The 13679-nt window shown below is 56.0% G+C and carries 15 protein-coding genes, 2 tRNA genes and 1 pseudogene; 4 read left to right on the top strand and 14 right to left on the bottom strand.

The features are described from left to right. Window positions 1-86 precede the first annotated feature (86 nt). The 9 genes from AC0V61_RS06665 to AC0V61_RS06625 form a co-directional block, all read right to left on the bottom strand. Window positions 87-1031 carry a M48 family metalloprotease gene (locus tag AC0V61_RS06665; RefSeq protein ID WP_486156483.1) on the bottom strand — a complete coding sequence of 315 codons (945 nt, stop codon included), beginning with the start codon at window positions 1029-1031 and terminating at the stop codon, window positions 87-89. 65 nt (window positions 1032-1096) lie between these two features. Further along, a complete protein-coding gene (locus tag AC0V61_RS06660) occupies window positions 1097-1816 on the bottom strand; it encodes a DsbA family protein (protein ID WP_486156482.1) in 720 nt (239 codons plus the stop codon). A gap of 10 nt (window positions 1817-1826) precedes the next feature. Next, complete coding sequence (locus AC0V61_RS06655; RefSeq protein ID WP_486156481.1) at window positions 1827-3194, bottom strand: M48 family metalloprotease; 1368 nt, start codon at window positions 3192-3194, stop codon at window positions 1827-1829. A gap of 46 nt (window positions 3195-3240) precedes the next feature. Next, the gene (locus tag AC0V61_RS06650) at window positions 3241-4200 is read right to left on the bottom strand and encodes an alpha/beta hydrolase (RefSeq protein WP_486156480.1); all 960 of its coding nucleotides are present in this window, start codon (window positions 4198-4200) and stop codon (window positions 3241-3243) included. 93 nt (window positions 4201-4293) lie between these two features. Continuing rightward, a complete protein-coding gene (locus tag AC0V61_RS06645) occupies window positions 4294-6093 on the bottom strand; it encodes a PAS domain-containing protein (protein ID WP_486156479.1) in 1800 nt (599 codons plus the stop codon). 134 nt (window positions 6094-6227) lie between these two features. Next, on the bottom strand, window positions 6228-6665 hold the full coding sequence (locus tag AC0V61_RS06640) for a DUF2141 domain-containing protein (protein ID WP_486156478.1): 438 nt from the start codon (window positions 6663-6665) through the stop codon (window positions 6228-6230). Beyond that, window positions 6662-7372, bottom strand: coding sequence for a sterol desaturase family protein (locus tag AC0V61_RS06635; RefSeq protein ID WP_486156477.1), 711 nt, complete (start codon window positions 7370-7372; stop codon window positions 6662-6664). The genes AC0V61_RS06640 and AC0V61_RS06635 overlap by 4 nt, the downstream gene beginning before the upstream one ends. Before the next feature lie 111 nt (window positions 7373-7483). Beyond that, window positions 7484-7990 carry an MmcB family DNA repair protein gene (locus AC0V61_RS06630; RefSeq protein WP_486156476.1) on the bottom strand — a complete coding sequence of 169 codons (507 nt, stop codon included), beginning with the start codon at window positions 7988-7990 and terminating at the stop codon, window positions 7484-7486. Between the two features lie 47 nt (window positions 7991-8037). Beyond that, entirely contained in the window at window positions 8038-8415 is a 378-nt protein-coding gene (locus AC0V61_RS06625) for a hypothetical protein (RefSeq protein WP_486156475.1), read from the bottom strand. A 202-nt stretch (window positions 8416-8617) separates the two neighbouring features. Between AC0V61_RS06625 and AC0V61_RS06620 the strand changes: the two genes are divergently transcribed. Then, window positions 8618-8694, top strand: a tRNA-Arg gene (locus AC0V61_RS06620). Window positions 8695-8779: 85 nt separating this feature from the next. On the opposite strand, the gene AC0V61_RS06615 is transcribed toward AC0V61_RS06620, so the two are convergent. The 3 genes from AC0V61_RS06615 to AC0V61_RS06605 are packed head-to-tail and all read right to left on the bottom strand — an operon-like array spanning window position 8780 to window position 10113. Further along, entirely contained in the window at window positions 8780-9190 is a 411-nt protein-coding gene (locus tag AC0V61_RS06615) for a hypothetical protein (RefSeq protein ID WP_486156474.1), read from the bottom strand. Further along, window positions 9108-9470, bottom strand: a complete 363-nt coding sequence (locus AC0V61_RS06610; protein ID WP_486156473.1) for a DUF3703 domain-containing protein — start codon at window positions 9468-9470, stop codon at window positions 9108-9110. Before AC0V61_RS06610 ends, AC0V61_RS06615 begins: the two co-directional genes overlap by 83 nt. Before the next feature lies 1 nt (window position 9471). Next, complete coding sequence (locus AC0V61_RS06605) at window positions 9472-10113, bottom strand: cation efflux transmembrane domain-containing protein (protein ID WP_486156472.1); 642 nt, start codon at window positions 10111-10113, stop codon at window positions 9472-9474. 83 nt (window positions 10114-10196) lie between these two features. Between AC0V61_RS06605 and AC0V61_RS06600 the strand changes: the two genes are divergently transcribed. Next, on the top strand, window positions 10197-10637 hold the full coding sequence (locus AC0V61_RS06600) for a MerR family transcriptional regulator (protein ID WP_486156471.1): 441 nt from the start codon (window positions 10197-10199) through the stop codon (window positions 10635-10637). A gap of 77 nt (window positions 10638-10714) precedes the next feature. Here the strand turns inward: AC0V61_RS06600 and AC0V61_RS06595 are convergent. Continuing rightward, a tRNA-Gly gene (locus AC0V61_RS06595) sits at window positions 10715-10789 on the bottom strand. A gap of 244 nt (window positions 10790-11033) precedes the next feature. Between AC0V61_RS06595 and AC0V61_RS06590 the strand changes: the two are divergent. Together AC0V61_RS06590 and AC0V61_RS06585 are read left to right on the top strand one after the other, a co-directional pair. Continuing rightward, a pseudogene (locus AC0V61_RS06590) lies at window positions 11034-11959 on the top strand (tetratricopeptide repeat protein). A gap of 11 nt (window positions 11960-11970) precedes the next feature. Then, on the top strand, window positions 11971-12582 hold the full coding sequence (locus AC0V61_RS06585) for an LON peptidase substrate-binding domain-containing protein (protein ID WP_486156470.1): 612 nt from the start codon (window positions 11971-11973) through the stop codon (window positions 12580-12582). A gap of 5 nt (window positions 12583-12587) precedes the next feature. On the opposite strand, the gene AC0V61_RS06580 is transcribed toward AC0V61_RS06585, so the two are convergent. After that, window positions 12588-13652 carry a serine hydrolase domain-containing protein gene (locus AC0V61_RS06580; RefSeq protein ID WP_486156469.1) on the bottom strand — a complete coding sequence of 355 codons (1065 nt, stop codon included), beginning with the start codon at window positions 13650-13652 and terminating at the stop codon, window positions 12588-12590. Window positions 13653-13679: the final 27 nt, after the last annotated feature.

Here is a 13679-nt window from a genome sequence, read left to right as displayed (position 1 = left end):
AGCTGCAACCGCCTGCCGCAACCCTGCCGCAACCCTGCCGCAACCCCGGTGCCCAGCCTTGTTGCCAGATTTGTTGCCAGCCCAGCCTAGCGCCCGCTGTCCGGATTGATCTCTCTTCGAAAATGCTTGCGCCAATCGGCCTTGCCTTCGCTGTGTTTAAGCGGCGCAATAATCGCAGTTTCAGCCTCGACCCAGCCCTTTCGCTCACGCCATTTTGGATGAGAGCCGCGAAGGAACAGGAAGCTTCCGCTTGCAGGGCGATAGTCACGGAAGAAAACTGAGGCAGCCTGCGGATCATAGCCTGCATTGCTCAACAGCCATGGCATTAAGCGATCAGCCTCTTTTTCGGTCATGCGAACCCGCGAGAACTTTCGCCCGAGACGTTGGTGCAAGCCATAGTGTTTGAAGATCGTATGAGCGAGTTCGTGGGCGAGGCCTGCGGCAAATACATCTTGGGTGTAGCCGAACGCCTCTGACTTGATCCCAATCAACACGCGTTCATCATTAGCAACGAGTTTTTCCGCATCAGCAGCAAGTTCAAAACGCGCAGCGCACACAGTGACCGGTGCAACACTAACCTTTTCGCCATCTGCAAATTGGATCGAAAGCGGCTCACCTGCCAAGAGCAATTGGTCAAGCACATCATGCGCGCGTTTGAGCCTTGCCCATTTTTGCTTACCGTCAATCGGGAGGGCATTGAGGTCCACATCCCCAAGATGCGTGATCTCCCGATTTTGCTTAAGCGCTCCGCTTGCATGCGCCGGTGAGCCTTTCGCAGCGGTCGCCACTGCAAAATCTCCGGAGAGTTGCAGGGCCTGGCGGGCGAGGTCGGGATCCCCAAAAGTGGTCACATCCTGAAGTTGGAGCCCAATCGATGCGACTGTATGATCGCAAAATTCAGCATTGGCGCGGATCAAACGCCAGCCAACATCCTGAAGTCGCTGATCGTAAGCTTGGTAATAAGCAATTGAGGTCGGCGGCGAGGTGATGCTGGTGGGATCCCAATCATCGGCCTGTGCATTTGCGCTCAAAAAGACCGCACACCCCAATATCTGCGCCAACAGTTTTCCAGGCCGGACCCCGCCAAGCTGCACTGTTAATTGCCAGCGCTGGCGAGCGCCTCTCTCAATCGGTCAACGCCGACTGCGCCGGGCATCAAAGTGTCCCCGGTCACAAAAGCAGGCGTCCCGCTAAAGCCGAGCGATTGCGCAAAGGTTAGGTTGCGCACAAGCTCTACTGAGACCTCGTCGCTCATCGCATCGGCGCGCGCTTGCTCCATGTTAAGGCCAATCGCCTCAGCGGCTGCTTCCACCCCTTCGGGGCTGGTATCGCCGCGTTGGAAAAGGGCGGAATGGAACGCCTGATAGCGCCCTTGTTTGGCAGCGGCGAGAGCCATACGGGCGGCCACCTCGCTGCCCTCGAAGATCGGCCATTCGCGCATTATGACTTTAAGTTCAGGGTCTTGTGCGACAAGGCGCGTCACATCCTCGAAGCTGCTCGCGCAATAGGGGCAGTTGTAATCGGTGAACTCGACAAGGACCTTTGTGCCAACAGGATTGCCCATGACCGCGCCGGGGAAGGGGGTGTAAAGCTCACCCTTGATCGAGGCCAAACGTTCGCGTGCATCTTCAGCAGCAAGCGCCTCTGCCACATCTTGCAAGATGCTGGGATTGTCCATGAGGTAGGCGCGTGTGCGGTTATCGGCGAGCCCGGTGTAGGACCAAAGCGCTGCCCCTAAAAAACCAAAGGTGAGCGCAAGAAGCCCGGTCAACAGCGCTTGGCGAAAGGGGGCCGGTGTCGATGAGGTGTCGTTCATGTAAAGCGGCTTAGCGGCTGTCGCGAAGCTGTTCCAGTTCTGCGCGCGCTTGAAGGCCGACATCTTGTGCACGGATCCAGTCAGGCGAACCCACCGGCAGGCCCGCTTCGGCATCTTGTGCATTGCGCAGGGCCTCTGGATAATTGCGGCGCATGATCTGTTGCTCTGCGCTGGCAAGTTTGGCGCGGGGAATATCGCCGCGCTCTGCATAGACAACACCCAATTGATACCATGCAAACGGATTGAAGCGATCCTTTGCGACGGCTGCTCTCAGGACCTTTTCCGCCTCGTCGTAATTGCTCTTTTCTTCAGTGGCGATGAGAGCGTGTCCGAACATGCCCGCAATCAGCGGCTGGTTGAGCGTCAATTCAGTTGCCCGGCGAAGCGGTGCGAGCGCTTCTTGTGGACGCCCTGATTCGAGCAGGATTTGGCCCTTAAGCTCAAGAAAATAGGGGTTTTGAGCATCCAGAGCGAGCAATTTATCCGCCTCTGCCAAGGCTTTCTCAACCTGCGCATCTTTGTGGAAGGCGTAAGCGCGGGCATAGCGCGCAGGCGTGCTTTGGTCGCTTTCTGGATATTGTTGTAAGGTGCGCTTGGGCTGCGCAAGATAACCATAAAGCTTTGCGCGCACGGCCAGGAAGCGCGCTTGAAGCTCTTGATCGTCAGGCGCGTCCCATGCTGCATCTTCGGTAAGTTGTACGCGAAGGAACTGGATCCGGTCACCTGACAGGGGGTGCGTGCGCCGGTATGCTGCGTCATCGGATTGACTATAGCCGCGGCGAATCTCGAAATTTCTGAGCTTTTCAAAAAAGCTAATCATGCCGCGCCCCGAGATGCCCGCTCCAGACAAATAACGCGCGCCTGCTTGGTCGGTTGCGGCCTCTTGGTTGCGGTTAAAGGCGAGAAAATTGCCCGTGGCTGCCTGTTGACCCGCCATAATCGCGCCAAGAGCAGCATCGCCTGCGCCAGCTAAAGCCGCGCCGACACCCAGAATAAGCGAGAGGATGGAGATCCCTTGCGCGCCCTTGGTTCGCTCGCCAAAGCGCACGACGTGCCCGGCGGTGATGTGGCCAAGCTCATGCGCGATGACGCCTTGCACCTCATTGGCGGTATCAGCCGCGTTCAAAAGGCCCGCGTGCACGTAAACGACCTGACCACCGGCAACAAAAGCGTTGATCGACGGGTCGTTGATCAGGACAATCTCGACATTTTCAGGCTCAAGCTCAGAGGCTTCGATGAGCGGACGAGACATATCGCGAAGGAGCGCCTCGGTTTCGGCATCGCGCAGGATTGATTGCGCCGCCACGGGTTGGAGTGACAAAGCAAACGTTGCGGCAAGCGCAAGAATCGCGAGCGGAAAAGATCGGGTCAGGTGCATGGAGCCCCAGTGCTAACGCCTTTGGGCCTGAACGGGAACTGAAGTTTTATTCAGCAGCTGTCCGCTCATGCGCAAATTCGGCGATTTTTCGCACGATATCGCGCCCGGATCGCCATGGGGCTGCGATTGAGATGAGCGGATCTGTGTGGTTCATTTCCGGGTAAAGCTCGAGTGCCGAAGTGACCTGTGCCTCCTCAAGCAAACTATTGATATTGCGCGAATGGAACACACCCACTGTGGTGTCTTTCTGTCCGTGAATGAGCAGCATGGGCGGTGCATTGCGGTTCACATAATTGATCGGCTGAGTGGCCTCCAGATCAGCGGCATGACCAAAGGCTGCTTTGGTGCTGTCTGATTCCAGCGGGAGAAAGTCGTATGGACCTGATAATCCGACAACGCCTTTGATATTGTCAGCGCTAAGGGCATGGGGGGCTAACCATCGGTCCTCAAGCGCGATCATCATCATATTGTAAGCGCCAGCAGAATGCCCTGCGATTACAATATTTTGCGGGTCTCCGCCGTAACCTGCAATCTCGCTGTGAACCCACGCAAAGGCGCGCGCTGTGTCTTCAATCATGCCGGGGTATTTGCCAGCCTCGCCGAGGCGATAGCCGGAAAGAACGACAACGAACCCTTGATCGACAAAGGCTCGGCCTACGAAATCATAGCTTTCCGGATCACCTGAATTCCAGCTGCCGCCGTGGACGAACATCAAGACAGGTTTAAGAGAGCCATCTGATGCGCTTTTCTCAGGAGCCCATACGAGAAGCTTTTGATCAGGATGATCGCCGGTCGCAATTTTTGCCTTGAGTTCAGCACCGCCTGATCCGCCGGTGACGCGGTCAACCACGCTCAAAACCTGCGGGCCATCGCGCGAGATTGCGACTTGTAGACCGATTGCTCCGATGACGATGACGGCCAAAAGAATGCCTATGGTCCAGGCCATGATCCGTAAGCGTCCTTTGGGTTTGCGATTTTTGGCGGGCGTTTGCGTTTGCGTGTTCATGCCCGCGCTCTTTGAGGCGAGAATGGGCCTGCGTAAAGACACGAAATGTGCCTCGACCCAGCCAAATCCAATCAATTTATCTGCAAACGGCGTTTAGCCGACGAGCTTCTTGCCCACTCGTTCGATCAAAGCCACATCATCGCAAACTTCGCCGATCATTGCGACATTGCCTTCACCATCACGGCGCACCATGACAAGCGAGAACTCGGGGCCCTCTGATGAGAGTGCATCGAACATCAGCGCATCAAGTTCGCGCAGTTTCTTGGCCAGCCTTGCGCGCACATCGCCTTCATCTTCGACGACTTGGCCCGCTTCTTCGCGGCGTAGGCGACGTTCGCTGGCGACAACGGCTTTAAGACCGCCTTCTGCCTGGCTGAGAAACTCGCCAAGGCTGCCACGTTCAAGGTTCAAGCGGTGCGCATGGGTCAGAACGGCGGCATATTCGGTAAGCCGCGTTTTGTCATAGTCCGCGCCGAATACGAGCTTGACCACCGGGGTCATCGGCGCACGCTCTTGGGCGGTCAGGCCGCTGTCTTCGATAAGAGCGTTGAAGGCTTCCGGCTCATCTTTAGCGGCAAGTGATACATCGTAGGCACGACCAACCGCTGCATAAAGCGCATGACGGCTGCGATCTTCGGAAACGCGGGCGTTTTGCGCAAGTTCGCGTGCTGACGCTAGACAATCGTGAAGGCCGGCATCTGGATCGACATCCTCGGTGACCTCTTGTGCAGCGTCTTGCTTGCCTACCTCTGTCTCATCTGCCGACGCCTCTAGCGCGCTTTCATCGACCTGATAGTCGTCCGGATCGAAACGATCAGCATCAAGGTCGACCGCCTTTTTGGCAGGCACTTCGATGTAGTCGGTCAGTGAGGCAAAGCTGTAGCCGGTTGAGCCTTCACCGTTTTCGCGCTCCTCTTCGTCCTCGTCGATCTCTTCGCCATAGGCGTCGACTTCAGGGTCATCGAGTTCGAATTGGCCAAAATCAGGAGCAGGAAGGTCAGATCCCTCGCTCTCAAAGCCGGTTGCATCCGACAGGCTTGCAACATTGTCATTGCTAACGCTGTCTGAAGAGACGAGCTCTTCGGCTTCTTCGTCATCACCCCAAAGATCCGCCTCAATCGGCGCGTAGGGTTGCGGTCCGCTTTCTTGAACGGGCGAATCCGCCCAGTCGGTCACTGGCGCTGCATGGTGTTTTTGCGGCTCATCGGCTTCCTCTTGCTGTGAGGATGCAAGCTTTTCATCAATCGCCTGATCAATCGCGAGCAGAAGTTCATCAGCGGTCGCTGCATCTGCCATCTCTTTCCAATTGATAACGCCGTAGATGAAATCAATTGTCTCATCATCGCTTGAAAACGGCAGCAGGATACCGCGATAGAGCACGGATGCACCGCGTTCATTCACGAATTCGGCCTCAAATCCAATCGGTGCCTGATTGGCAAGAATTTGCATGTAGTGGTCAGTGATCCGGCTCAAAAGAGAGCGCGGGGGCACATCGGACAGATGCTTGATTAGTGCGCTTTGGGTTCCGCATTCATCGGCAAGCTTGTCGCCAAGGAATTGTACGCCCGGGTCCTCGATGCCTTTCGAAAAGTCGAGCAGCACTGAGTTGGGGCCGAAATCCGTCAGGTTTTCTGGATCAAGTTCCTCGATTGACGGGAAGGTCGCCTCACCCAGCAAGCTCGCCCAGTGGTTGTAGGCGCGCACTTGCATGCGGCGTTCGTCCTGACCGATGGCCTGAGGAGGAAGCTCGCGCATGGTATCTTCCTCGCGCGCATTGTCCTCACGCGCATTGTCCTCACGCGCATTGTCCTCACGCAAATCTTCGCTCGCACCCCAATCGGGTGTGTCCTCGGCGGGTGTGCCGCTTTCAAAAGGTCCACGAAGAGTATCCATGATCAGGCCTATTGCCCCCAAACTAAATCAAGCTTTGGGTAAGCTTTGGCTTTACGTGGTAAACATCTCGTTAAGCGTGGAGAGAAAACTTTGACGCTGCACGCCCTGCGATAGCGGACACGCAAGGCAGCATACTAAAGGAAATATCGCATTTTGATCGTAAGCTTTTGAGACGCTGACCCGACGCTAAACACGGCATCATCCCAATCAGGCGGAGCCATGCGAACAGGAGCATCGCGCGAAAAGCCATACCCCTCTTTGGGCGCCATGCCCAGAACACGGTTGGCTTTCCCATCCTCATTCTCATCGTGCAAAAGCGCAATGGCATACTCGCCCGGTTTTACATCTTCAAACCGGATAGTGATCGTATTGGCCGCTTTGACAACGGTGCGATGTGAGCTTGGATCACGCCGGCATTTGGGGAAAATGCTTTCTTTCGTGGTCATACAGGCGCGCACCACCCCTTTGGTGTTGCGAAGATCAGTAACGGTGATTGTGACCGTGCCCGCGCTTGCAGGAGCCGATGCTGCGACAAGAGCGCCGCCCATGATAGCGAGCCCCAAACGTTTCACACCGCGTCCTGCGCGCGCCGATCGAGGCGGCGCGATAAACCGCGGTCGGTTCCGCAGAGTTTGTCCCAGAAACGGAAGTACAGGCCAAAATTGCATCGATATTCCTCGTGATGCCTCTCGTGATGGCTTGCCGTTATCACTAAGCTGCCAAACGGGGAATGAACAAAGCGCCTTGGAAAAATCTCCCACCCCATATGATTGACCACGCCCATAACGGTCGCAATTGTGAGAACAATGCCAAGCATGGCTAAGTGAATGGGCACAAGGAACACAAGTACAGGGATGACAATCGCCCCGCTTACGCTCTCAATCGGATGAAAGCTCATGGCGGTCCAAGCGGTTGGCGGCTTGCTGTCATGGTGGACTTTATGGGCAAGGCGAAAGAGGCTCGGCCAATGGTGCATTGCGCGGTGTGTCCAATAAAACCAGGTGTCCTGCACAAACAAATAGACCAGCACCGATAACGGCAGATAGAGTGCGGGATAGGCGTTCCAATCGGTGTAAATCAGCGCATAATCATGGTGCCGCCAGAGCCAGAAGACCGCGCCTGCCGGAACGCCGTAAATGACCGCGGCGACCAGTGAATATCGCATTTCGCTATAAATTTGGGCGCGCTGATTTGTGTAAAGCCCGGGCCGGACGCGCGCCGTCATCCAAGCGAACATGCCGCTGCTGAGAAAATAGCGGAGCGCGACCATTATGCTCATGGCCAGGCCAACGATAAGAAATGCGAGCCAAACGGGGGTGTCAGCAGGAACCATACCCTCACCTTATGAAGGATATCCCTGGCATCTCACAAGAGGTATGAATTCAGCAGCCTATCCAGCACTCTGCAAATCGGTGCAACTGGGATCAATGAGCGCGGTGTTTCGCCGCATCGCAATGCGCGCCAGCCTTTCGACTTGAGCTTTACGCCGAGCAGGAGCAAGCGGTTCAAGCGGTGCCTGGCGAACGATCTCCGCATCATAGCCATCAGCGACAATCACCCCGCAACGCTCTGGGCTATAGGCTTCCCCCTCAAGCGGGCTTGGATCAAGATTAGGGGGAACGCCCCAAAAGAAACGATCGCAAAAGTCGAGGTAATCGGGCCATTTGGTGTCACCTAAAAGATCACCGCGAGCGACCTTGATTTCGACAATGATGATAGACCCTCGCGCATCAATTCCCATAAGGTCCGCGCGGCGATTGTTCTTCAACGCCATCTCTTCGACACACCAGATATCATTGCGTGCAAACAAGCGCTTAATCCCGCGCGCCACATCTTTGGCGCAGGGCTTTAAACTTTTGGACGGGTCGTTTTCGAGAATTGCAGCATCACTTTCCATCTAAGAATGATGGAACATAATGCGAACATGGTCAAGCACCCAGATGGTTAGGCTGCGGCCGGTTCTATAATCTCAAGCATGCTCTCACGGGCGAGATAAAATTCCCGCCATAAAGCAAGCGCAGGAACATTGGTCGGCTGTCCGCGCGCTGCAACTTCTTTAAGAGCGGTAAGCCCCATCTCAAGCAGCAGTTCCATATCCTCAAGCCCTTGCCCTACCAATTCCAGCGTTCTCAAATTGGAAGCGGCCAGAGCTGCATCAAAGCGCGAGACCGCAGCCTGCTCGGGCTCGGGGGCCAAGTCGGCTAGCTGGGCAATCTCTTGTGACATCTCATGCAGGACCCGCCAGCGCTGTTGCAGCGGATCGCCAAGAGCATCAGCGTGCTCAGGATGCAGGGAGCGGGGGTGGGGCGACGTCGTGGCCATACCAAGGACCTACTCCCAAGGCGCTTGCCGAAAAGTTAATCTTTGCCCTCGTGGGAATATGAGAGATGCTGGCATTAGATTGGCGACAATAATTGCTAGCTCTTGCGCTGCCCCCTTGCTAATCGCGCCCCTTCCTTTCAAAGGGAAGCGGTCAAAGGCACTTGCACAATCCGGCCCTGTCGCCGAAAAGCGCCCGGACAAGGCACCCGTAGCTCAGCTGGATAGAGCGCTGCCCTCCGAAGGCAGAGGCCAGAGGTTCGAATCCTCTCGGGTGCGCCAGCTTTTCCAAGGATTTTGACCCTCCGCCTACTGTGGCTAGTGTATCCGGGGAAACGGCAGGGGAACTCCTGTTCCGAGCGTTTGCCTAGCGGACGATAGGGTCGAGGACGGAGCCAGTCGTATGTCCGCATAGTCGTGCGTGAAGCGCGACGGCTTCAGTTTCTGACAATGAGGCGATGCAGTCTGCTACGAATCGGGCTCGTGTCGTTCCTGGTATTTCGCTTAGATACTGTAAGCGCACGGGGAGAAACCGGGGGTATCCCAAGCTGTCATCATAGCCGTCCCAGATAGCCTCGAACAGCTTCGTGATCATCTTTTCTTGTCCGCGCTGCTGGGCGGCAAGGGTCGGGTTTGCGATGATAAAATCGCGGGTGATTTGTTTAAGAATTTGCACCTCATCGAGGCGATCAGCGTCAAATACGACTGCCTTGCTGGCCTTCGTGTCCGGATTCACGCTGATGGCGAAGATGTACTTGCCAATTAGCTCTGACGTCATGCGTCGTAGCTGCTCGCGTTGACGCCGCGTCCCTTCGTATGTCTCGCTCAGGAGCGCGGAATAGGTGCCGTCTAGTAGCCCGTGCCGCAGTCTTCGCAGCCAATGTGAGCATCCGCCAATGCGAATAGAGGTGGGGTGCGAACATACCTTGGGCGACGATATGCGCTCGCTCCAAGTGATCCCAAGCGTCTTCGATCTTGCCAGCATTTTCAGCACTGCGCGCACTGCGATATTGGTCTTGCAGGAACGACTTGATGCGGCTGTTCTGGCTATGTGTCATCTCATTGTCCTTCGTTCGCGCACGCGGGTTGCGCCTCGCCTGAACGCAGTTCCGCAAATGCTTGCCGAGCGATGGAAACAGATGATCGCAGAAACAGTCCTGCCAGCAGAAGCGCCACGAGCAGGTCCGGCAAAGCGCTCGCGGTTGCGGCAACAAGAAAGCCAGCCGCGATTACAGCAACATTGCCAATCGCGTCATTGCGCGAACACAACCAAACCGAGCGGACATTGCTGTCGCCATCGCGCCACTTGAGCAGGATGATGACACTCGCGACGTTGGCCGCCAGCGCGAGTAAAGCGACGAGGCTCATAGTCTGCGCTTGGGGAGGCACACCTTCCGCAAATCGCAATGCGGTCATGGCCAGCACAGCGACAGCGATGATCGCTAACGATCCGCTCTTCGCAAGCGAGGCCATCGCTCTTGTCCGAACAGATGCGCCGATGACAGCCAAGCTAAGCGTATAAGTCGCCGCATCGCCTGCAAAGTCCAACGCATCCGCTTTTAGCGCTTGCGAGCCAGAAGTGATGCCAGCCCACATTTCGACAACAAACATTGTTGCATTGATCGCGATAACCGCAATCAAGGCGCGCTTGTAGGCGGGCGACAGCCCATCAAACACTTTCTCTTCGCAGCAGCCTGACATTGCTCTTTTCCCTTGAGTCGTGATGACAGGCAGGTTGATACGAGCTACAGTGACTGTAGAAGCAAGCGGAAAGTTATAACTCTATGCAATCTTTGTCTATCGGTGAGCTTTCGAAGCAATCAGGCGTGAAAATCACGACGATCCGTTACTATGAGAAGGTTGGATTGATTGCCGAACCGGAGCGAAGCTCGGGTGGAAGAAGGTTGTATCTGGAAAGCGACATCAAGCGCATTGGCTTCATCAAGCACTCTCGCTTTCTCGGCTTTCCTTTGGATGCGATTCGAGACATGCTCCATCTTCAAGCCACGCCAGAGATGGATTGTTCAACGGCCAACCAGATTGCGGAGAGGCAGCTAGTCTTGGTCAAACAGAGAATCTCGCAACTTCAGGCTCTTGAAGGGGAACTCGAACGTATTGCAGAAGCATGCAGCGGCGGATCGGTCGCAGAATGCAAAGTGATAGAGGCCCTTGGCGATCACGGTCTGTGTGAAGCGGACCGGCATGTGAAGATTGAGGGGCTCTAGCAAGGCCAAAGCCACAAGCCGTTTTTCATCTTCTTTTTATGGAAATGACCGGGCCATGCCGCAAGTCATTGAAATAATGGAGCGGGCGAGGCGATTCGAACGCCCGACCCCAACCTTGGCAAGGTTGTGCTCTACCCCTGAGCTACGCCCGCTCACTGACGTCTCACACAGATTGCTGAAAACAGCGCTTCTGTGCCGGAGAGGCGGCGCAAGTAACAGCGGGGACGAAACGCTGCAACCCCAAAAACGCGCAAAAATGTTCTCTTATTCGTATTGCCCGACTAGCCAGCGGCCCTGGCAACCTTCAAAGGTGCACAAAACGCCCCATATTAAAGGCAAGAATCACTCAGCCGTAAAAGTTCGGCGACAAATGACAGGAGCATTCCCTTGGCCAGCATGGGACTGAATATCGAAGAACAAAAAGCTGTCGATCGCTTCCGCAAGGAGGTGGTTGAGCCCAGCATGACCAAGCTGGTCATTGTTGACTTCTGGGCGGAGTGGTGTGGGCCGTGCAAGGCGCTCACCCCGGTGATCGAAAAGGTTGCCGCCGATTACGCCGAAAAAGGCGTCGTGCTGGCAAAGATTAACGTCGATGAAGACAAATTTATCGCCGCCCAGTTTCAGGTGAAGTCGATCCCGACGGTCTATGCCTTGTTCCAAGGACAACCGGTCGCAGATTTGACGCAGGCGCGCACCGAAAGCCAGCTTAGCCAGATGCTCGACCAATTGCTGGGACAGCTTCCCATCGAGGAGGAGCAGCTGATGGCGCGCCTCAGGGGCCTTCGCCTGAAGAGATTGAGCAATTCCTTGCAATGGGTGAGGCGGCGCTTAGCGAGGGTGATGCGCAGCGTGCAGCGGGTATCTTCTCGCAAGTGGCCGAATTTGCAGGCGACAATCCTGCAGCTCCTGCCGGTCTTATCAAAGCAATGGTGGCTTTGGGTCAGACCGAGGAGGCGGCTCAAGTGTTGGCGGCGGTAGAGGCCGACGAGAAACTTGCAGGCGATCCCGCTATTGCAGCGGCCCGCAGTGCGCTGGAACTGGCTTCGAACTCAGTCGATGACGCCGAGCTCTCCGGCCTTCGCCAAGCAGCAAGTGCCAACCCCGATGATATGGATGCGCAGCTCACATTCGCTGATGCAGCCTTTGCCGCCGGGGAGCGCGACGAGGCGGCTGATACCTTGCTCGCCATGGTGAAGATGGACCGCGAATGGAATGAGGGGGCAGCACGCGAGAAGCTGCTTAAAATTTTTGAGGCTACCGGCCTTGAAGACGAATGGGTGGTTGCCACCCGTCGTCGCTTGTCCAAGATCCTCTTTGGGTAAGCGTTGATCTCATGCCCACACGCCTCTCAATCTTTCCTTTAACTGGCGCCGTTCTCTTTCCCGGTTTGCAGTTGCCCTTGCATATCTTTGAGCCGCGATATCGCGCGCTTGTTGGCGATGCTCTGGTGCGTGATCGGCGTATCGGTATGATCCAACCCCAGCGCCCAATCGACGGCGCACCGCTTTATTCGATCGGATGTGTTGGGCGCATCGGCGAGATCGAGGCAATGGATGATGGCCGCTATAACCTCATTCTTGAGGGCCAATCACGCTTCAAAGTGCTGCATGAAATGGATGTCGCCACCGCATTCCGGCAGGTTGAGGCTGAGTTTATTGAGGATGATGAAGACGAGACGCTCAGCTTCGCTCAGCGCGGCGGCTTTGAACAAGAAGCGCGCGAATTTGCCGATGCGCAAGGTTACAGCGTTGATTGGGACTCGGTGAAGAACCTTGATGATATGTCGCTCATCAATGGTGTCTCGCAAATTGCTCCGTTTGATCCGGCATCAAAGCAGGCTTTGCTTGAGGCCAATACGCTCTCAGATCGCTGTGAGTTGCTGGTTCAATTGATGCAATTCTTCGGCCGCAGCGATGGCACTGACGAAATTACAACCCTGCAATAGCGCTGTTATTGACCTTGCGTAACAGCCTCTATCACCGGAGGAGGCGCAGGCACGGTTCGCAGCATAGTGGTAAGAGCAATGAAGGAATTGCGTTCGGCGCCCTTGCGGTTGTAATTCGCGCTTTGCACAATGAGCACTGCGTCCAAGCCGGGCACGAGTGCGATGATATTGCCGCCATTGCCTTTCATCATGGCGGCTCCTTCGAAGCCCCGCTGGGAACGGATTGCGGAATACCACCACAGATTGCCATAATGGACATGCTCGCCCAGTTGGTGCACCGGTTCCAACAGTCCTTGCGACCATTTCTTGGGGACGACTTGCTCGCCATTATATCTGCCCCCGTCCAGCACCAGTCTCCCGATTTTGAGCAATGCTTCATCAGAAATGGTAAGCTGCCCGCCTGACTGAATTTCGCCGCTTTTGGAGGTTTTCCAGTCTGCTCCATCAATGCCGAGCGGGTCGAAGAGGCGGCGTTGCACATAAAGGTCAAACCTCTCACCAACCGCTTTTTCAACCACTTGCCCGAGCAGGAACACGCCTGCTGTGCAGTATGAGAAAGGACCCACGCCCCTCGCATCACGGGTATATTCGCGCGCCGGCAGACCCAGCGCAAAATCGCGCCACACCCGTTTTTTGTACATGCGCTCTTCTTGGCCCGGGGACCTGCGCTCCCAATCATTGCAATCGAGGGCGGATGACATGTTCATGAGATCCTGCACAGTGATGCGATCGAACGGCGCACCGCGCTCAGACCCAAGATAAGGCCAAACAGGAACGCGCAATCCCGGTAAGTCGCCATCTGCAATCGCAGCGCCCACCGCTAGGGCGGTGATCGACTTGCCAGCGGATCTGATGTCCACCCGGTCACCAAGTTCTCCCTTGCCAAAGCGCTTGCGGTAAACAAGCTGTCCTCGCACTTCGAGCGCCAAGCTGCGAACCTTGCCAAGCTCGCCTGCTTCGATACGTGTCTCTAGCTCTTCAAGGGTAAGGTCAGGGATGGGCTGAGCCGATGCAGGCGCGCTTAGAAAGACAAACGCGAGGCCCGCGCAAACCCTACTCCAGAACCGCATAGCCTTCCCTCCTGCAAGGTTTTGGCT

Source organism: Erythrobacter sp. JB1-4, assembly GCF_057365025.1.
Note: the sequence above shows the minus strand (reverse complement) of the source record. Positions and strands in the feature narration are given on the sequence as shown.